The 20,418-nt window shown below is 43.5% G+C and carries 19 protein-coding genes; 5 read left to right on the top strand and 14 right to left on the bottom strand.

The window, feature by feature from the left end:
• Window positions 1-22: 22 nt before the first annotated feature.
• The 3 genes from ACLGGO_RS13265 to ACLGGO_RS13275 all read left to right on the top strand — a co-directional run bounded on the left by ACLGGO_RS13265 (window position 23) and on the right by ACLGGO_RS13275 (window position 1,974).
• Window positions 23-652, top strand: coding sequence for a hypothetical protein (locus tag ACLGGO_RS13265; RefSeq protein WP_446419670.1), 630 nt, complete (start codon window positions 23-25; stop codon window positions 650-652).
• A gap of 76 nt (window positions 653-728) precedes the next feature.
• Window positions 729-1,313 carry a hypothetical protein gene (locus tag ACLGGO_RS13270; protein ID WP_446419671.1) on the top strand — a complete coding sequence of 195 codons (585 nt, stop codon included), beginning with the start codon at window positions 729-731 and terminating at the stop codon, window positions 1,311-1,313.
• Between the two features lie 82 nt (window positions 1,314-1,395).
• On the top strand, window positions 1,396-1,974 hold the full coding sequence (locus ACLGGO_RS13275; protein WP_446419672.1) for a hypothetical protein: 579 nt from the start codon (window positions 1,396-1,398) through the stop codon (window positions 1,972-1,974).
• A gap of 5 nt (window positions 1,975-1,979) precedes the next feature.
• Here ACLGGO_RS13275 and ACLGGO_RS13280 read toward each other — a convergent pair whose 3' ends face one another.
• The 14 genes from ACLGGO_RS13280 to ACLGGO_RS13345 all read right to left on the bottom strand — a co-directional run bounded on the left by ACLGGO_RS13280 (window position 1,980) and on the right by ACLGGO_RS13345 (window position 18,658).
• Window positions 1,980-2,777, bottom strand: coding sequence for a DUF928 domain-containing protein (locus ACLGGO_RS13280; protein ID WP_446419673.1), 798 nt, complete (start codon window positions 2,775-2,777; stop codon window positions 1,980-1,982).
• Complete coding sequence (locus ACLGGO_RS13285; protein WP_446419674.1) at window positions 2,774-4,201, bottom strand: CHASE2 domain-containing protein; 1,428 nt, start codon at window positions 4,199-4,201, stop codon at window positions 2,774-2,776. Before ACLGGO_RS13285 ends, ACLGGO_RS13280 begins: the two co-directional genes overlap by 4 nt.
• A 142-nt stretch (window positions 4,202-4,343) precedes the next feature.
• Complete coding sequence (locus ACLGGO_RS13290) at window positions 4,344-5,876, bottom strand: hypothetical protein (protein WP_446419675.1); 1,533 nt, start codon at window positions 5,874-5,876, stop codon at window positions 4,344-4,346.
• A 71-nt stretch (window positions 5,877-5,947) separates the two neighbouring features.
• Window positions 5,948-7,066, bottom strand: coding sequence for a VWA domain-containing protein (locus tag ACLGGO_RS13295; RefSeq protein WP_446419676.1), 1,119 nt, complete (start codon window positions 7,064-7,066; stop codon window positions 5,948-5,950).
• Complete coding sequence (locus ACLGGO_RS13300) at window positions 7,059-8,018, bottom strand: AAA family ATPase (RefSeq protein ID WP_446419677.1); 960 nt, start codon at window positions 8,016-8,018, stop codon at window positions 7,059-7,061. Before ACLGGO_RS13300 ends, ACLGGO_RS13295 begins: the two co-directional genes overlap by 8 nt.
• On the bottom strand, window positions 8,011-9,141 hold the full coding sequence (locus ACLGGO_RS13305; RefSeq protein ID WP_446419678.1) for a hypothetical protein: 1,131 nt from the start codon (window positions 9,139-9,141) through the stop codon (window positions 8,011-8,013). Before ACLGGO_RS13305 ends, ACLGGO_RS13300 begins: the two co-directional genes overlap by 8 nt.
• Before the next feature lie 8 nt (window positions 9,142-9,149).
• Window positions 9,150-11,834: a GAF domain-containing protein gene (locus ACLGGO_RS13310; RefSeq protein ID WP_446419679.1), complete on the bottom strand. Its 2,685-nt coding sequence runs from the start codon at window positions 11,832-11,834 to the stop codon at window positions 9,150-9,152.
• 23 nt (window positions 11,835-11,857) lie between these two features.
• Window positions 11,858-12,949 carry a hypothetical protein gene (locus tag ACLGGO_RS13315; RefSeq protein ID WP_446419680.1) on the bottom strand — a complete coding sequence of 364 codons (1,092 nt, stop codon included), beginning with the start codon at window positions 12,947-12,949 and terminating at the stop codon, window positions 11,858-11,860.
• A gap of 20 nt (window positions 12,950-12,969) precedes the next feature.
• On the bottom strand, window positions 12,970-13,902 hold the full coding sequence (locus ACLGGO_RS13320; protein ID WP_446419681.1) for a trypsin-like peptidase domain-containing protein: 933 nt from the start codon (window positions 13,900-13,902) through the stop codon (window positions 12,970-12,972).
• A 153-nt stretch (window positions 13,903-14,055) separates the two neighbouring features.
• Window positions 14,056-15,180 carry a hybrid sensor histidine kinase/response regulator gene (locus ACLGGO_RS13325; protein ID WP_446419682.1) on the bottom strand — a complete coding sequence of 375 codons (1,125 nt, stop codon included), beginning with the start codon at window positions 15,178-15,180 and terminating at the stop codon, window positions 14,056-14,058.
• Window positions 15,177-15,980 carry a response regulator gene (locus tag ACLGGO_RS13330; protein WP_446419683.1) on the bottom strand — a complete coding sequence of 268 codons (804 nt, stop codon included), beginning with the start codon at window positions 15,978-15,980 and terminating at the stop codon, window positions 15,177-15,179. The genes ACLGGO_RS13325 and ACLGGO_RS13330 overlap by 4 nt, the downstream gene beginning before the upstream one ends.
• Before the next feature lie 32 nt (window positions 15,981-16,012).
• On the bottom strand, window positions 16,013-17,059 hold the full coding sequence (locus ACLGGO_RS13335) for a Fic family protein (RefSeq protein ID WP_446364495.1): 1,047 nt from the start codon (window positions 17,057-17,059) through the stop codon (window positions 16,013-16,015).
• Window positions 17,060-17,160: 101 nt separating this feature from the next.
• Window positions 17,161-18,336 (bottom strand): relaxase/mobilization nuclease domain-containing protein, encoded by a 1,176-nt coding sequence (locus ACLGGO_RS13340; protein WP_446419684.1) that lies wholly within the window; start codon window positions 18,334-18,336, stop codon window positions 17,161-17,163.
• 16 nt (window positions 18,337-18,352) lie between these two features.
• A complete protein-coding gene (locus ACLGGO_RS13345) occupies window positions 18,353-18,658 on the bottom strand; it encodes a plasmid mobilization protein (protein ID WP_446364499.1) in 306 nt (101 codons plus the stop codon).
• 172 nt (window positions 18,659-18,830) lie between these two features.
• On the opposite strand from ACLGGO_RS13345, the gene ACLGGO_RS13350 reads away from it, so the two are divergent.
• Complete coding sequence (locus ACLGGO_RS13350; protein WP_446419685.1) at window positions 18,831-20,075, top strand: ParM/StbA family protein; 1,245 nt, start codon at window positions 18,831-18,833, stop codon at window positions 20,073-20,075.
• A gap of 104 nt (window positions 20,076-20,179) precedes the next feature.
• Window positions 20,180-20,383, top strand: a complete 204-nt coding sequence (locus ACLGGO_RS13355; RefSeq protein ID WP_446419686.1) for a hypothetical protein — start codon at window positions 20,180-20,182, stop codon at window positions 20,381-20,383.
• Window positions 20,384-20,418: the final 35 nt, after the last annotated feature.

The raw sequence follows: 20,418 nt of genomic DNA on the forward strand, positions 1-20,418 counted from the left end.
CTAGCTTAAAAGAGTGGAATTCATGGCACGACAAAAAATAATTCGGTCTAACTTAACTGTAAAATTATTGATCATCGGTGCATCAATTATTATAATGTTTATTATTTTTTTTGCTGAAACAAAACAAATTTTAGCTAATGATTATTTTTATGAAGTGTTGGTAAGAGAAGATAATATTTCAACATCTACTGAAGAAATATCAGGTGAGCAATTTAGCATCAATGATAGTGACTTGCTGGCAAATATACACAATGAGCGGTTAAATATTGATGGGTTAGATATTGATGTTAGTAGGTACGTTTATCTTGAAATTAGTGAGCGAGGTTGCGATGTTGCATCTGGCTTAGCCATCTCTGCTGGTAGTGCCTTTTATATCGGTTCCTTTTATTCTGTCTCCCTCCCCAATACTCCAGCCAACACTATTACAATTTCCGTAAACACACCAACTCGTGGAAGACAAACTGTGAAGCTGGAAAGTGAAGAAGGTGCAACGCCAGAATCACAAAAAACTTGTGATAAAGTGATTAATAGCACAATAGAAATACATAATAAGCTAAATATTACTATCCTAAAAGTACATCAACCCGTACAAGAGTCAGAGCTTGAGCTAACTATTCAAAATACATGGAATACGTTTAATCAGCAATATTAAACTAGAAAAATAATTCAGTGATATTTTGTAAATATAAAAAATAGCATTAAAATAGCAACAAGGTTTAGATAAAATTATGTATAAACTGTATAGACTGACAGGAAAAATATTTATTGGCACTGTGTTTTTTATTGTTACATTTACGGCTTTTCCTACAGCTATTAAACCCATTTCAGCTAATGATTTTTTTCCCAAAGTATTAGTAAGAGAAGATACTCCTTCAACGCCTACTGAAGAAATATCGGATGGGCAATTCAGCACCAATGCCAGTGACTTGGACTTGCTAGCCAATCCACATAATGAGCAGTCGAATATTGATTTTAGTAGGTACGTTAATATTGAAATTAGTGAGCGAGGTTGTGATGTAGTATTCTATGTTGCTCGTTATTCTGCTAGTTTTTATTATTCTAGCTTCTACCCTAATGCTCCGGCTTTTACTATGACAATGTTTGTAACTACACCAACTGGTGAAAGACAAACTGTCAAGCTGGAAAGTGCAGAAAGTGCAGTGCCAGAATCACAAAAAGTTTGTAATGAAACGATCAATGTAACAAGAAAAAGAGATAGTTGGCTGCATATACAGATACCTAAACCAGTACAACAATCAGAGCTTGAACTAACCATTCAAAACTCCTGGGATATTTTGAAACAACAAGATTAATCCCTAAAAATGATTCAGTGATAATTTGCCAATATCAACAAAAATATAACACTGAGATTGCAACAGCGTTAGATCCAAAATTATGTTTAAACTGAAAGTAAAAGTTTTTACTGCTCCTGTAAGTTTTGTGATTACATTGACTGCTTTTCCTACAGTTAGCAAACCCATTTCAGCCAATGATTCTTTTCCCAGAGTGTTAGTAAGAGAAGATACTCCTTCAACACCTCCTGAAGAAGTGTTTACTGGGCAATTCAGTACCAATGCCAGTGACTTGCTAGCTAATCCCCACAATGAGCGGTTAAATATTGAGTTTAGTAGGTACGTTAATATTGAAATTGGTGAGCGAAGTTGCGATGTAGTATCCTACTTGGCTAGTTCTTTTGATAGTTTTCGTTCTTCTAGTAGTGCATTTGATTCTGTATTCCTCCCCAATACTCCAGCCAGCACTATTACAATTTCCGTAACCACACCAACTCGTGGAAGACAAACTGTAAAGCTGGAAAGTGAAGAAAGTATAGATCCAGAATTCCAAAAACTTTGTTATGGAAGGATAAATATAGCAAGAGAAGTAGATAGTGAGCTACATATTCAGATACATAAACCCGTACAGCAATCAGAGCTTGAACTAACCATTCAAAACGCCTGGGATATGTTGAACTGACAAGATTAATCCATAACTGGCTCTGGAAGAAGGTAGATTGTCCACCCTTGTGAAGAAGTCTCAGGAAGTCCAAGAGTTTGTTGTAAGCTCATCCAATCGCTTTTAATGTCTTCATCTTGTGGGTTGTTTTTTCGTAAGGTAGCGATCGCTGCCAAAGCTTCATACCATAAACCCGCTTCAGCATAGATAGAAACCTGCTCCCTAGGGGGTGCTGCCATTAACTGGGTGTTTAACGTTGAACTTTCAGGAACTCGCTCAACCCAACCATTGACGGTTGCATCACCTGACCGATTTAAAGGATTGCAAATCACTGAAAAAACCCAGCGGTATTTTTTACCTTCCTTAAGCGGGGGAACTGTTGCTGGAAGTTGCAAACTCACGATACCTGCCTGTTGTGTAAGAGGAAACGTTGCAGAATACACGTCATCTTCGTTTTCATCAATGAGAACAAACTCTGCATTCCGGCGAGAGATAGGCAGGTAAGGAATGTAGAACCAAAATGTTGGTCGCTCAGAAATTGTCTGTTCAAAAAATGGGACTCCATCCACATCAAAAGGAACTAGCGCAGTCAGAGGGTCTGACACATTAGGGCAGCGATCGCGTCGAGATCCACCTCTTTGACGACCACTGGCAACTCCTCTAGGGCGCGTTCCCACAAAAAAGCGTCTAATCTTTGCGATCAAGCTAGATTGCTCTCTGGCATAGGCTTCAGGAAGTATTAACAAGGGAAAAGCACTAGCCAATATCACAACAGTGGTGCAACAGAAAAGGGCAATACCTGGGGTTAACTTGCTCCAGCTCATGATTTAGTCATTGGATCAGAAATTTTCCGATAGGGACGGTATATCATGTAAAGGACTGTTCCGCCTGTCAAAAACAGACTCATCGCTGACGGGACTAGAGGCACCCAAAGGCTCCCCCATGTTAGAAGACACAAGCAAGTTACGTATAAGACTAAGAAGGTAGCCCCTCCTGCAATTCCTATCATGCGCCAAGAGAAACGGAGATAGTAGGCAAGCCCAGCACCGACTAAAGACCAGCAACCAATCCACAAGAATTCGATACCCGGTAACCAAACCTTTAAAAGCAATCGCTCACCCTTCGCAAAACTCAAAATTTGACTGATCATGTGAGCTTGGACAAATACGCCTGACATCGTGCCATAGGGGGTGAACCAGTCATCGCTAATGGCAACCTTAGCCGTGATTCCAATCAGAACAATTTTGTCCCGGACATCTTGCTCAGAAAGACGGTCGTTGAGAACGTCTTCTAATGATACGTGTTTGGCGATCGCTTTAAGGTTTTCCCCCGTGGCGCGATAATTGAGTAGCACCTGATAACCAGAAGCATCGACATCCTGATAGCCCCCTGTGAAAGGTTGAAGCTGCTTAAAAATAGCATTACCAATCTGTAAATCTTTTTGTGATTCAAAGGGATCTTTATACTCATACTTGTTGCTCTGGCTGCCTTCTAGCTCTAAATAGCGCCGTGCTAGGGCTAGGCTAAACGACTGCCTTGTCGCACACTTAGCACCCTCAACATCCTCAGCACCCGACACCTTTTCCTGAGCCATAAGAAATCGGCGGACGACTTGATCGCTATCTGGGATAAAATCGCTAAAACCGAAACGTTCTTCTTGTACGACCTCATCTGGCGGATCAATTCCTGCCGCAACAACTCGCTCCCGATCATCCGTTTCAGGTACCTTACAGACTGCGAAAAAGCGTTCATTGCTAAAACGAGCTACCAAATTTGGTTCGTCAGCAGCAGTTTCAAAGTCACGATACAAATCCAACCCAATCAAGCGAGGTTGATGTTGCTCTAATTTCTTTAAAAGGCGGTTGAGCGAGGCATCTTTTAGAGTACCTTGTCCTTGCTCTTTCCGATCTAGATTCCACTTGGCAATAACATATTCAAGAAATTCTTTATCTTCTGCGGATAAATTGGGGTCAGTGTGGCTTAGGTATTCCAAAAATACAATTAATCCTAGCCTTTTCGGCTCACTTTCCGAATGCTTCACTGCAATATAAACCTCTGAAAGTTTAGCGCAAAGACTAACAACGAACTGGAAAGAAGTCGCATCTAAAGGAAGTAATGCAGAGTATTTTCCTAACCCACAGTTATTCAACACAGCACTACGGAGGTCGGCATCAGCCGTTCGGAGCAGCGTTCTATTGGTTAAAATTTGATAGAGTTGATCTTGTTTCTGTGAGTTAAGAAATTCCATAGTCAGTTATTCAGATCCCCATACTGATTGACTTTCAGATAGGTAGCGATCACAAGAGCGATTTACCTCACTCTCTGCTGCACTAGGCGGAGCATACATCAACATCAATCCCTTTTAAACCACCTGATTGACAACACAGCGCTCACATAACCAGATTTAGAGAAGAAAGGTCAGATGAACCAAAGTGGATGCTCGAAGCAATATTCCAGTTTTCTAAGGATTTGACTAACCAGGCTATGCTGTCTATAGTTACTGACTCGTAGTGATTAAACAAAATAGAAAATCGCTTTTCCAAGTCAGGTTTAACTTTACGACACAACAACACAATTTTGAGGAACAATACTGTTGTCATGGTTGCCCCTAAGTTCGTGATCAGATCGACGAAAATAAAGTGGTGAGGTCGCTGAGGACTTTCCACCACTAAGAAGTTCAACAACTGGCTACAAGTTCGTAAAATCAAGAATTCAGTGGGCTTTTGAGAATCGCTATGAGGTAGGGTATTTTTGAGATAAGCCTGCAATCGTTCATTAAACTTTTGTTTACCATAGCCTGAATCAATAGAAGCTGTCAGGTACTCATACAAATCTTCCTTAAATTCTTTGTAGGAAGATATCTGACTAGTGTGGGTGAGGAAGCTTTGGGCAACATCCTGATAGGTGTAAGAACCTTCTACTTTGCCAACGAACTGCTTGAGGGCAGCACCCAACTCATGATCACTCAACAGTGTGGGATTTTTTATCGGCTGGATTATTCTTTCCGGTGTTTCTTCCAACGGCGTATGCATCGCTTGAGCGCGTTGCACTTGAAATGTTATGTACTGAGATAAATCCTGTTCAAAGCGCTGCTGATTCCGCGCTTGAATTTGCAGAACAGTCTGCTGCTGCTTGTAACTGCTATCCTCACTCAGGAGGCAATGTTCGTAAAGGTAGGGATATCGATAAATCAAAGTCGATAACGGTTTGTCTATCATCATACTATCCCTTTCACTATAGAGAAGCTGTGCTAAGACTCGCGAACTATTGAGCAAAGATTTATATTCTCTTGGCTTATTGGTTCGCTCTAGTGGTTCCACTAATATTTCTAGTGCCGTAACAATTTGGATTTGTTCGGGTATATTGAGCAGGTAATTTTCTTCAGACAAACTTGACTTCAGCAAGTTTGTCAGATCCTCAACAACCTGATCGGGAGCCATGTAAGCTTGGGCAACCCACAATTGAATGCGAGTCAATTCTGAACGCTGTTCCCAGCCAGACTGATGAACCAGGTAAACCTGTAAAAATTTGGCTAATTCAAATGGGCGCTCAAAACCGCACTGATTTTCCAATTCCACCAGCAATACTTCTCGCACCGATGGCTCAACTTCAAACAAACCATCATCAATAGGGCGGCATAGGGATGAGAGGAGAAAATCAACTTCAGCGACCCAAGAAATTTGTTCCTCATCCAGAAAATTGACGTGGATTAAATTAAGGAGTTCTGGGGTCAGAATTAGCGGCAAAGCAGCATGACAAGCCAACAGCAAATGCTTAGAACCAAACCGTCGTTCAAACGCCAATAATTCTCGCACTGCTAACTCAGAAGAAAGCCATTGTTCCCGAACTAGACTAGGAATAGCAATGAGGGTTTCAATTTTATTAAAAATATTAGATTTAGAACTCAGAGTAGTATTTGTCATTATTAGAGTTAAACTTCCTCCATTATTTCTGTAGTCTATATTTTGTAAAAATCTAATGAAAATGTCTTGTATTACTCATCTAAATTGATTCTTGGAGGAAAGGGATGCCCCCGCAAAATATTCACTGCATCGTTCAACCCTTCTCGCTCTAAGGGAAACATCGGCACCATGCAGGCGATATCTTCTGCTGTTGTTGCTTTCCACCGATTTTGAGGCATGGGATTAAGCCAAGTGTAGAGGTAGGTGTAAGCGCTGAGGGTTTTGAGAAAGGCTTTGGTTTCTACCACTCGTATTCGATCATAGTAGCCACGAGCCGCCCCCGCATCGCTAATAATTAGCACACTATTGCCCTTGGCTTGCTCATCCAAAACGGCTTCCAGAGGCACGGCAGCAGTCAAGCTAGAGCGTTGATAGAGTAACCCTTCTGGGCAATCGTGAAAATAGTAAAGGCTGGTCTTACCGAGTAGTCCTCCTCGTAAAATACTCTCAAGTGCTGCTTCAATCAGTGGAGCAAAGGGAGCCATTGAACCCTGTTGGTCTACTAATACCACCAATCGGGCTTGGTTTCGACGGCGAGGCTGCAACAATGGACGTAGCAATAAGCCAGAGCGACATATACTGTTAATCGTGGCTTCTACATTTAACTCTTCTGGGACACCTACTCGTTGAGGACGGCGCAGTTGCCGCCATACCTCTGCCATATCTCGTGGACTAATTGGTAGACGTGGCGTTAATTGATAGTAATAGGGTTTCTCGGTTAGCTCAGTGTTCAACTCAAATGACTGACCCACAGACCTAGAAGGTAATGTTACCCTCACCTGTTGTGGTTCTAGCTCTTCCTCTGGCTCTGGTTCTGGTTGGGATTGAGGTTCAGGCTGATTAGGGGCTGACTGATGCCGAGCAGTTGAAGGTGTAGAAGGAGGCTTAGATGGAGGAGTGGGTTCAGGTGTGGAGATAGTTTGCAATTGGGGTTCTACCAACTCTGCAAAAGCCAGATCGAACAGCTCTTGGTCTTCCCGTGATTTTGCCCAGAGCAAGCGACACAATCCTTTGAAGCTGGCAGCATCTTCCAGCCCTACCCCCGCTTGAATTGTCTCAATTGCCTCAAGATAATCCGATACCCCTAGAGGCACACCCTGCCTGCGTAACCGCTCAAAGACTTGAAACAGTGATGAATCTAGCTCAGCCATTCTGCGTTCTTAGCTGGTTGAGGGCTTCGCGATCGCTCTGAGTTTTCACCAGAGTCTCCAGATGAGGCAGATTCACCGGATGGGTGCTTTCTAGTTCTTTCGCTGTCAGCTTTTTAGCCTGCTGCTCTCGTTCCAAAATCGCCACCCAATCCAAAAATTCACTGGTTCCGGGTATTTTACGCCAACTCTTCAATTCCCGGAGTTGCCAGAACTTTTTGAGAGCTGCTTCAAACAAGGGAGTAAGCTTGGGTTGAAAATGGCTTTTGAGAATCTGCTTCAGGGTTTCTTGATTGGGAAACTCAATATAGTAAAACAGGCAACGGCGCAGAAAGGGTTTCGGCAGTTCTTTCTCTCGATTACTGGTGACGATGATTAGAGGCAAAAATTCTCTTCGTTCCTGTCGTTTTTTGCCATTCAAGGCATCAAACTTCATCTCCGACACTTCTTTCACTTGGAATTGCAGCCGATCTAGTTCCAGCAGCAAGTCATTGGGAAAATCGATATCCGCTTTATCTATTTCATCAATCAGTACCACCGAGGGGATATCTTTTTGAGATTGCGCGATCGCATTCCCCAACTCTCCCAAAGTGACATACTCCTGGCGCGATCGAGCTTTAGTCGAATTATCCGCTACTTTTCCCTCTTGAATGTCATATAGACGCCCCAAGGCATCATAGTCATAGAGTAAATCCTGCGCCCGACTGGTAGAGCGAATGTAGCAGGTATGGAGCGGATAACCCAGTTCATAAGCCACTGCATAAGCCAGTCGAGTTTTACCACACCCAGGATCGCCTTCCAGCAATAAGGGACGACGTAGGTACAGAGCAGCGTTGACTGCATCAGTTAGGGATTTAGAGGCGATGTAAGGTTCTGGCTCTTGCCATGCATCGGGGAGTGGTTCATAGCGACACACTCCCTTGCCTGTGTACAATCGTTTTGCTAAGTCATCCATAGAGCCTAGTGCCTCCTTGTAGCTCCTGAACGATCTGGTTTATTTCTTGATAAGTCCCTATTAAGTCCCCGTTCCCACACTGTTTTTCCAGCCTGTCGAGATAAGATTCAATCAGATTTTCCTCAATTCCTTCCATTCTGAGCTGACTGCGAAACCAAGGCAATAAATCACACAGTTCAAACTTTTTGGGACTTGGCAAGGCAGTAAATCCAGTCAATCCAGTCAGAGGACGTTTGCCGACATTAGCCCAAACGATAACAAAACAACGGCTCTGATTTTTCAAGCAGGGTGAGACAGAAAAAGTTATATCTGCCCAAAATGCTTCAGCTAAGGATTTCATGATTTTCTCTGGAATATCGTAATTCCAGATAATCAGGACAATATCAGTGTTACATTGAGTATTAAATAAATCGGTGAAGTCCTCAAATTTGTATTTATTGAGAAATTCACGCTCTATGTCAGTTGAGGTTAAAATGCTTTTTCGGTAGAGTCGGATTTCCAACCGTTCATTCTGACGCTCTGTTTTTTGTCTCAACTCCCGCCGCAGCCGCTCGATGATATACTGCTCCAGAATTGTGTCATGACCTCCAACAGCAAAGACAAAGGCTCCCTCATATCCCACTTGTTGCCTGAATTTTGCCATCTGAGCTTCTAGGTCATAGTTGATTATTACACCTCTGTCTACTTTGGTGGGTTGTTGAACTGGAGCCACTGTGGGAGATTCTTTACGTCCTTGAGCCAGCAGGCTAGCGATTTGATTTCGTTGCGTTTTCTGAGGGCTAGAGGTTTGCTGTTGCTCCCATTTTGTAATAACGTGGTTGATAAAATTCTTCTCTTCTGAAGATGAAATTATATCGAGCTGACTGAGATGTTCTAAAAAAACGATTAATCCTAATCTTTGTGCTGCATCAACAGTGATATGAATTTCTGAAAGTTTTTGGCAAAGGATAATGACAAACTGTAATGGGGGTTTATCTAAGGGAATCAAACTACAGTACTTTCCCAAGCCACAGTTGGTTAGCAAAGCATTGCGAAAGTCTACATCAGACGTTTGCAGGAGTGTGTTATTAATGAGGATTTTCTGTAGGTCGCTAATCTCTTGATAAGTTAAAAAATTCACCATAACTTGCCTTAGCTGAGTGAAATCTCATTCCCACCGTGGAGGTCATCAATCAACTGTTTTGCCTTTTGCCGGATCTCGTCAAACAATTCAATTTTATAGAGACGAGTACCAGCGGCAGAGTTGAATGCATTTAGAATATTTATATCTTCCTCAGTAAAGCTAGCTTGAAAGCACTCTGGTGCGTTAGGCCAGTCCTTAGGGTCATATTTTGGAAAACTACCAGGTCTCCTTTTATTAACTAATTGGATTACGCCAACTAAGTCGCTATCAGAATTTCGTATTGGCATACATATTAAGCTACAAGTGCGATAACCATTTTTTTGATCGAACTCTCTAGAAGTCTGAGAAGCCGGCTCATCATAGAGATCAAAAGGAATATTGAGAAACTCACAGGTTTCTGCCGCCTTGCCAACATAACCTTTGCCTAACGGGACTGTTTGTCTCGTTTGGTTGCCATTTTTGTCGGGAATTTCTGCCCATAATTCATTGGATTCACGGTTAAGAATCCACAGCGTACCTCTGTCAGCATTCACCAATTTCTTAGCGGCATCTCTAACCTGTGTAAATACTACATTATTTGAATCCGATTGACTATAAATGACCAAACGTATGGCTTCTTGAAGTTTTGATTCTCTCTGTTGTCTACGGGTTGCTGCATGGAGGTCGCGGAAGCCTTCTATAAAGTTTAATATAATAGGATAATAATCGTCAAAAATTTTTGGGTCTGTTTCACTAAAACCTCTATTATCAATTCTTTCTGAGAGATTATGCGGCCGATGACGATAACGTGCAAATTTCAGTTTATTAATAAATTCCACCACAGCCAATAGTTTTTTTTGCTTATTAACCAACGGTATAGCTAATATATTATAAGTATGATATCCAGTTTCTTTGTCTTTTTCTTTTGCTACATCAGAACGAGGATCGTTGTAAGTGTCTTTTACGTTAACTATTTTTTGAGTCTTGGCGACCTCACCAACTATCCCTTTACCAACAGGGACTCTAATTTCTAGAGGGGTTTCCTGCTCATCCTTAATAATTGACCAAAATTCCTGTTTCTCTTGATCTAATAAAAAAATTGTTGCCCGGTCAGCATACAATCTATCTCGCACAATTTCCGTAATATCATCTAACATTTTATAAAGCTTGTCGTCCTCTTTCTCTACTGAAGATTTCCTAGTTTCTAAGATAGCAGTGGCAATATGATTATTGAGTTCTTGCATCCGCTTTTCATCCTCTTGAGTGAAGCTATCTTGAAAACACTCTGGAGGATTTTTCTCTAAATCTTCTTGAGGTTCATACTTAACAGGAACTCCAGGTTTCATTTTATTGATTAACTGTAGTACACCAATTAATTCTTGATCAAGACTTAAAATTGGCATGCACATCAAACTACAGGTGCGGTAACCAGTCTCTCGATCAGTCTCTTTAGACTTTCCTGAACCTGGATCGTCATAAATATCAAAAGGAATGTTAATAAACTGATGAGTTTCTGCGGCTTTGCCAACGTAACCCTCTCCTACAGGTACTAACTTTTCCTGTAAAGATTCATTTTTTGAGGGAAAGGTTGCCCATAATTCTGTGGTTTGGCGATTTATCAGCCATAAAGTAGTGCGATCTGCACCCATAAATTCTCTTGCAACTCTCATTACCATTTGACGAGTTTCTTCCAAGTCATGACACTTTTGACTCAGATTTTGCATGGCTTGCGTAAACCGGATAACTTCTTGAAATTTCTGAGTTATTTTATAAAAACCTTGGAATTCCTTCAGAATTGGTCGAATTTTGGTAGCAAATTGGGTAAGCCGTTCTTCATCCTTTTCTGTAAAACCATATTCATCAATTCTTTTGGCAAAACGAACTCCGGAATTATCCAGATATTTTAGTTTATTAACTAACTGAATAACAGCAACTAGATCTTTCTGTTTACTATCCAATAAAGGATAAGTCAAAAGATTGTAGGTTAGATAACCCGTCCTTTTGTATTGCTTTTTAGTTTCAGAAGAGCTATCACACTCAACACGATCGCTCCTCTTAGCCTTCTTATCTTTTGCAACTTTGCCTGCAAACCCTTCACCTAGTCGAACTTGAATTTCTAAAGATTTACTTCCATCCGCAATGATTGATGATAGTTTTTCACTTTCATTCAAAAAATAAATTGTGATACGATCAGCAAAAAATAATTTTTTTATTTTAGATGTAATATGTTCTAGAGCTGTATAAATAATGTCCTTGAAGCCCAAATTATAAACATTGTTCAATCCAACTTTTAAAATGTCTTGTTTTAGGGTATTAATAATATCATATAGTTCGACAATAATATTGTTTGATTCCTCATCAACTATTGAATTACTGCCTTGTTGCCTCGGCTCATACTTGGTAATAATATCTTGAATGAATTCCTTGTCTTCTTCATGTAAACTGGAGTCAAGCCTGCTAATATGTTCCAAAAAAACGACTAAGGCTAATTTTTCAGAATTATCGACTGTAGTGTAAGCCTTTGAAAGCGTAGACCAAAGACTAATAAAGAACTTGTCCGAAGGTTGATCTAACTGAACAGAACCACAAGAGCTTTCTAAACCACAGAGGCTTAGGAAATGACGGCGCTCATCAGCCGTCTGGAGTAGCGAACTCTTCGTTACAATTTGCTGAAGCTGACATTTTTTTTGGATATTGATTCCCTGGTGAACCATGAAAATTCCTCAGTCGATACACCCTACTGTTCAAAAAGTGTTTCTAAAGCTGCCAATTCTGCCTCCGTCTCTGCATCCACTGCTGGTAAAGGTCGCTGCATGATGGAATAGAGCGATCGCTTTTGCACTGTTACCCCTTGCAAACCAATCTCACGCAGATGAGCGTAAATTTTCAGCACTATGTTTCGGCGGTCAGCCTTTATCAAATCAGGACTGCGAAAAATTGTTGCCTTGATAGCAGGCAAAAGAAAGGCTTTTACCTTACTATATTCACCGTCAAACACAGCGTCTTGAGCCTGGTAAACCAATTCCTTAATTTGGGTCAACGACTCCCAATCTTGAGCTGCACGCTTTTCTACACGGAATAGCATATAGCTATAGCCCTCAAGAGGTTTACCATCACGCACAAACACCTTGGTTTTTCCAGGTGTTCCCACCCTCAGGCTGTCATTGACAACACACAGGGTATCTGGATTAATCTGGTCTTCTTCAGCCAAGATAGCAACGAAGTAACCTGGCTTGAGGTCATTATCCCCACCACCACCAGCAGCAGAAAAAGTTTGTTGATACCCCAACTCTAACTGACCTTCCCCAGCACCGATTAAGTCTTCAATCCCCCTATACACAGGTTCTGCTAGCTTCACCACGGTTGAGAGTTCCGGCACGGGCAATAACTCGGAAAACCGCCCCATCGTTTTGATAAATTTGCCGATGGGGTCACTATTCACCATACTGAACAACCCAGCTTGCAACTCCACCAAGCCATCATTAAAGGGAAACAGGGGTGTCAGTGGATAGTTACATTGAATTACTTTATTCAGATTCTCTTTCGACAGTTCTTGTAGGTGTCCTGGCTCAGCCAGATAGGGAATCGTAACAGATTTACCACCATGATTGAACCGAATCGCCGCATGAACGACTGGATACCGTTCCCTAAACCAATCCACATCTCTGGCTAAGCGCATCTCCACCAACCACAGACGACAGTAGGCTTCCCCCGCGTTTATCGGTGTGGCATCGTTATCTACATCAATCCGATATTCTGGTAGGAAAAGGGCTTGATATTTCGGGGAGTCTCGCCTGAACATTTCTGAGAAATTCTGCCAAAGGTTCATCAATTAGCTCCTTGCCAATATCAAGATAGTTGAGTTTGAATGTTTTTCCAGAAGGCACGAAGCGGAACACCAGACGTGGTTCCTGGCTCAAGCAAGCGACCCGCACGCCCTATACCCAGCTTTCCCCGATGAATAGCCACTAATTGCCAATCCCGATTAAAAATTGGCGCACCAGATGAACCCTCATCGGTACTGATGTTATGGTCGATGTAATCGTCTCCTACTTGCACAATCTGACCCAAACCGGAAATTACAACATATTGTCCCTGTGGATGGTGAATCAGGCGAATTTCCTGACTACTATCTAATATGGCATCGATTAGGTTAGCCGTCCGTTGTTTCGGCTCACCTTTGACTCTGACCAAAGCGTAATCGAGTTGGCTAGAGCGTGTCGCCGTATCCAATTCGAGTTCAAAGACATCTGAGTCTAAGCAGTAGCTCCCAGATGTGTAGTTAAAACGCACCCACGCTTGTTTCGCCTGACTTTTGCTAAAAATGTGGCTACAGGTGAGCAGCAGATTCTTCCCGATTAGGACACCTGTACCAATGCCAGTTCCTTTAGGCGACTCAATTCTGCCGACGGCACTGCGAGCTGCTAAAGCTTTGAGGTTTTCCTGTCCCTGTTCAGCTAATCGGGTGAATAAAGCTACATCTTGGTCTGCCAGTCCATAGATTGGAGCCAGGTCGCATAAGTACTGAAGTAGACTCACCATCGGGTGATAATCCAATCGTTGATTAGAGATGCGGTAACTTTTAAACGCTGCGACTAAGGCTTGAGCAAATCTATTGGGCTGCGTATCAAGTCTTAGGTTGCTTAACAGAGCATGATCGACTCCCGCACTGTCCAGAAACTCTTGGCGATCGCTAGCAACGTTAACCTTAATAGCAAATTGATTTAACGCCCGATTTAAAGGTACAACATCTCTCTGCTCCAGAAATAATTCAGGATTCATAACACTTTTGAACCTCTTGAAACAGGTCAGATAATAAAGCGTCTGCCTCTTGTAGGTTAGGAGGGGATAGTTCATCGGTCATCTTAAGCATCTCCTTGGGATTTCAATAGGTTGCTGATAAGCAACTTAATATTTTGTAAACAAATTTATATATCACTGCTTAACTGGCAACCGAATCGTAAAAATCGTACCTTTGCCCACAACAGATTTACAACCAATCTGCCCAGAATGAGCATTAACAATAAGTTGAGTTAAATACAATCCTAACCCACTACCCGAACGAGGATTCATACCCGCAGAGGGCAGAGAATCAATTCTATGTTGCCCACTCCGAAACCGCCGGAATAATTCCCGTTGCTTTACCGAAAGAATACCACATCCCGTATCTTGGATAACAATAACTATCCCATCAATCGACCGCGATTTGCGATATCGTATCTTTATAAACCCCTTGCTAGTAAACTTAATCGCATTACGCACCAAATTAGTAAAAACTCGGTGCAATTCCACGCGGTCGCCCTCAATCCAGACATCTCCCTGAAATTCACGACTCGCTTCCAGTGATAGACTCACCCCTTCAGCCACCAGAAACTGGAGTTGTTCCACTACATCCTTGAGCAACTTCTGTAAATTCACCGGGGATAAATTCAACTTTTTATCGCCCGCTTCAAACTTAGAAACTGCTAAAAACTTCTGCACCAAATCTTGCAGCCCTTGGTTACTTTCCTGCATCAACCGCAGCACTTTTATCGCTTCCGCCGATAATTCTCCACATCCCCCCTCGCACAAAAACTTCAACATCCCCTGATTAGCAACCAACGGCGTATTTAAATCATGGGTTAAACACGCCATCAACTCATCTCTCGCTTCCAGGCTTTTTTTCAACCGCAGTAATGACCTCACTCGCGCTAGCATTTCCGCCTCAGCAATGGGACGATGAATAAAATCCTCAGCCCCCGCGTCTAACCCCTGAACAACCAGCGAGTTCGGTGAATCCTCTTCCACCTGACTCGTCATCAACAAAATTGGCAGGTTGCGTAAGTGAGGATTACGGCGAATTCGCCGAGTGACCTCAATCCCATCTATCCCTGGCAAACGCACATCCATTAAAATCAAATCGGGGTAAAAACCTTTGAGCCGTTGCAAACATTCCTCACCCGAACTCGCTTTCTTTACAGAATAGCCTTGCCGCTTGAGAATGAGTTTAATCAACTCAACATTAATCGGTGTATCATCCACCACTAAAATACGGATACGGTGATGGGCAAGCGCTCTCAAGATAGTATCCCTTCCCGTAACGCTTGGACAGCAATTTGCGTGCGGCGTTCACAAGCCAACTTTCTAAACAGATTCCGCACATATACCTTGACAGATGCCACACTCAGGTACAGTTGCTGGGCAATTTCTGAATTATTATAGCCATTGACAATCAATTCCAAAACCTCGTACTCTCTGGGACTTAAATTATAATCCCCATTAGCACTTTTTGGCTCACCTTGATGAGAACTTGCGCGTGATTCCCCTTGAGTAGACTGATAACTTTGACAATAACTTAGCACCACACTAGCAATAGCTGGGTCGATAAAATTCTCACCAAGCGCCGTAGCCTTCACTGCTGGGTAAAGTAGAGATGGGTCTAACGTTTTCCGGCAATAAGAATCCGCTCCCGCCTCGAACGCGGCTAAAACAACCTCCTGACTATTCCAAGACGTGAGAATAAGAACCTTAGGAATCCCATAGTCACTCTTTCCCTGACAATCGCCCGTCTTCAACGCTTTAGTTAATTGAATGCCATTCATATCGGGCAACCCAATATCTACAATAATTATATCCGGTTGAACCGAGCGATTTAATTGCAGGCATTGAGCGGCTGTCCCGCATTCCCCCACCAGCTCAAGATTAATATTAGCATTATGACTTTTCGCTTTTTCTTTTTTCAAGACTAGCCCGATCCCCATGCGAGTAAACTCATGGTCTTCGACAATCAAAACCTTATAAGTTTTCGTCAATTCCATACCTCCTCCAGCTTTTGATTTATAAAATAAACGCTCCTCAAAATCAGGTTTATAGAAGTTCATTTTTTAAGAATGAATTATAAATTAGGAAAAATTTATTGCTTCTGCCAACGTGCATCCACCCCACGTCCCTGACAAGTCAAACGTCCAGCATCCCGCTCCCGACGCAAGATACGACGAATCAAATCAATTCCCACCGTTGGACATCGCTCCTGCAACTCTCGAATCGAAAATTCCCTAGGTAAATTGTTAATCACATCCAACACCATTGCCGTTTTCGTTCCCCTCGTAGACGTAACCACCCCCACCCTTGTCTCAAACTCCCGATACGCCGACAGCACCATCACTCCCAAAAAATATTCCCACCATGGTAATAAGTTATGCTCTCCTTCATGCCAACCTTGGGAAGACTGATACAGCGTATCATAGTAACTTTCCTTAGTTCTCTCGACAATCCGCTCCAAACTAATAAACCGCCCCACCTCATAACCCGCTTTATAAAGTAGCAATAGGGTAATCAACCTTGCCATTCGCCCATTCCCATCTAAAAACGGGTGAATACATAAAAAATCCAGAACATAGGTCGGAATAAGCAATAACGGCTCTATCTCACTCGACTGCCAAAGGCGATTAAACTGGTCATGCAAACGTTCCATTGCCACAGGCGTCGCATAAGCGGGAGTCGGTCGAAACCTGACCACCTTAGTCCCATCCGGATAGGTGGCACTAATTTCATTATCCACCGTTTTCCAGCGCCCCCCTGTATTAACAGCAAACTGGTAAAGGTCACGATGAAGTTGTAAAATAATATTCGGCGTAAACGGAATATGGGCATAGCTAGTGTGAATCGTTGTCAGGACATCCCGATACCCAGCAATTTCCTGTTCCGAGCGATCGCGTGGTGTTGTTTTTTCCGTAACCAGCTTTTTAATCCGCTCCAACGGTACCGTAATCCCTTCAATCCGGTTAGAAGACTCCGTACTCTGAATCACCGCCGCTTGGCGCAACGTTTCCAGAACTTGGGGCGCTTGTTCCTTAAACAACTCCTGCTTACCCTTATACTCTCCAATCAAGCGAATCGTTTGCAGCAGTCTTTGATTAATCGGTTGCTGTTCAATGAACCCTTGTTCAAATGATTTCATGTTAATTTTGCCTCATAACCTTTTAACCCTTCTTCACTCTCCAAGAACATCGGTACAGTAATCAGATTGAACTGACAAATTAATTCTCTTGAGCTTTATCATTATTTAGAAAGTGAAGCCCTTCTCGCCGAGTATTTTGGATTGTGAATGGCTCTACTTATCAGCATAAACTGCTCAACATCTGCAGCAGTGAGTCGAGATTGCTCCACCTGCGTCCATTGTCCGGCTTCTAACCCTGGCTTTGACTCATACTTAGCTTTCATCAACTGCTCCCCGTCAGCATTGCGCTCTAACACCAGCACCCGCGTTTCCTCCTGCGTTTGCCAATAGGCGGTATAAATATCTCCCCGATGTTGGAGGGTGGACAGCGAATAGAGCATCTGAGCGACAATTGGAGCAACAGTCTGAGTAAACTGCTGTTGAACAGAGTCGGGTTGCCCTGCTATCGATTCAGAATTAGCATAGGAGATTGGGGATAGAGCCACTACGTCCCGTTTGGCATCCCACTCCACTCCCCGATAGTTTTGCAGTCCCGGTAAAGAATAGGCGTTCCCCAGCTTATAACCGGGAAAATTGATACCATTGAGTCCAAAACTAATGCCCATAACCTCACCCTCAGGGGTCATCGCCGGACGCACCGTGACATCAGATTGCTGGAGTCTAGATACTAGCTGCGTCAGGGTGGGACAGTCCCGAGTATTGTCATCAATGAGCCGTTGTAGCTGTCGGATAACAGGTAACTCTGGGGGTTGGTAGCGCTTACCATTGGCATAGTTAACTTGTTCTTTCCGGTATCGCCGCATTTGTCCCGTCGTCGGAGCGCGGCGTTCTCGGTCTGCTCTTGTCGGTGTTAGCCTATATTCAGCTTCAATTTGAGACAGTACCTGCTGAGTGCGCTTATAGTCCCAAGAATCCTGAACACAAGTGCCATCAAGCCTAACCCGACTGGCAACGATATGGACGTGGTCGTGTGTCGTGTCGGTATGCCGTGCCACGATATATTGGTTGCGGGTAAACCCCATGGCTTGGAGGTAACGTCCGGCAATTTCACACCAGGTCCGGTCATCCAGATGGTCGCGTTGGGGTAGCGACAGCGATATATGACAAACGGGTTTAGTCACTCGCTGGTTGAGAAAGTGGCAGATGCTGAATTCTCCACTTAATTCACTGGGGTTCTCTCCAGCCATATTCCCACCAATGAGCGTTGCCCCCTGTTTATTGAGAACATAATTGAGGCATTTTGTAAAGTTATTCCCCTTGACCAATTTGCCAATCATTTTAACATTCAAAACACTAAAGATTTGCCCCAGTAATTTCCAGACGCACTTGCTTAATCAGTTGCTTAAGTTGCTCAAGTAAATCGGGTTCATCCGTCGCCGTGGCTAACTGGTCGAGTTTCTTACCAATGCGACCAAGTTCCTCATAGGTGAGCAAAGCCACCTCACTAATCCGCCGGGGAGTATGGCGATTGAGTCCCTGATGTCGCAGGTAAGCCGAGATTCTCAGATTGTGGCTGGCGGCTCGTTGTTGAATTAGCACTTTCTCTTCACTGGTCAGACGAATTTTTACGAGTTCTGTGCGACGTGATTTGGGTGACATTGTTTCTTTAAGTCTCACAAAAGCCATCGTTTTCACTTTACAAGTTTCTGGACGGTTTTGCCCATTAGCCTTTAGGCTAATTCAGTTTAGCCACTTGGTCGATGTGCCTTGTCTAAAGGGTTGGCTAGGGTGAGAACAGCGTTGATGCAAGAGGGTTCCATCCTTAAAAGTTATGGCTAAAGCAACAACAACTCCAAAAACTGTTATGCCCCAGGTGGTGATTTCCATCGACTTTGGCGGGTCAGATACGAAGGTAATTGCGGAGAAAGTACCTGTTGAAAATGCCAAGGATGTTCTCGGCAAATCCCACAGCTTCTCCTTTGCCATGTCTCCAGAAGTTTCTGTGGTTTCGGCAGAGTCTTTACGAGACTATACAAACTCAAGGATTGGCAATGCCCCCCCGGAGTATTCGGCATGGGTAGGCAGTCACGATACCTATACCGCCGTGGGACATCTAGCAAAGCATCGCTTTCACGGCAATCCAGGACTCGGGGAACTCAAATACGAAAGAGCGATCGCCAAAACCTTAGCCGCCGTTTGGGTGGTTCAGCAACGTTTGGCACTACCCAACAAATTCAATATCGCGCTGTCGGCATTACTTCCATACAGTGAATATGCCGATAAACAGCGGTTCGAGCCGTTGTTAACCCAAGCCCTGCGTCACTTTGAGACACCCACAGGACGCTGCCGGGTCAAGCTGCTGACGTTTCAGTGCCGACCGGAAGGAGCGGGTATCTATCTCGTCCATTCTCGCATCAGAGGAGAGTCTTTGCTGAATAAGTCCATAGCCGTGGTCATGGTTGGCTATCGCAATGCCTCGATTCTGTCTGCCCAATATGGGGAAGTGGGCAAGGGCGTCACCTGTGACTTGGGCTTTGTCAAGATGGTGGAATCGGTCAAAGACTCTACCTCTGGACAAAATGCCGAGCGTCTAACGCCCGCCATTGTCGCCGCGGCTGATCCGGTGAACCCCGAGGCTTTGGCTCACTTAGCTCGCAGTAGCGAACCCAGTCACCGCGCCGCTGATGTGGAGAATCTGGTTAAGGCGATTAAACTCTGTCGCGGCGACTATATCACAGCTTTAACCAATTGGATCGATAATCAACTCGCGGATGGGGTTAGTGAGATCGTCTTTTGCGGAGGTACAGCCGCTTATCTGAAATCCCAACTTACTGATTACTACAGTACCAAGGGAATTGAGCTGTACTGGAATGCCAACATGGTCATTCCCAAACGCCTGTTGTGCGATCGCCTAACTCCTGATCGCTTGTCTGATGTTTACGGAGTCTTTCTGTTTTTCCGAGACAAGGTAATGAACGAGGTCATGGGTTGGCTGGAGATGCAGCAACCAGAAACCTCACCCACGGAGTCATCCTCCTCCGAACCCGTCACACTCCATATCCTCAGCGCTTCTTGAATTGGGGTTTGGCTAAACAAGGGGGTTTTAGTGCTTTTTGATTACAGCTAATCACCCTTGCGATCGCAGGTTTAAGCAGCAAACTGTGTCCCCAAAACCATATCTTGCTCTACCGAGAAACTGGGGGTGTTCGTCACGGTAGGAGAGAGACTCAAGGAACCAGGGATGAATTGGAGGATGGGGATGAAGCAGATGAAAAAGAACCAGAACGAGACCAACGGATACAAGAAATGTTGGACGAAGCGAGGCTGGCTAATCCCGAAACCGCTTTTTTAGGAAAAGGGAAATGGCACGACCCATTCAATTAGAGCCTCCCTTTTTATCAGCCCCCAATCATTAACAA

Source organism: Coleofasciculus sp., assembly GCF_046565525.1.
Lineage (GTDB): Bacteria > Cyanobacteriota > Cyanobacteriia > Cyanobacteriales > Coleofasciculaceae > Coleofasciculus.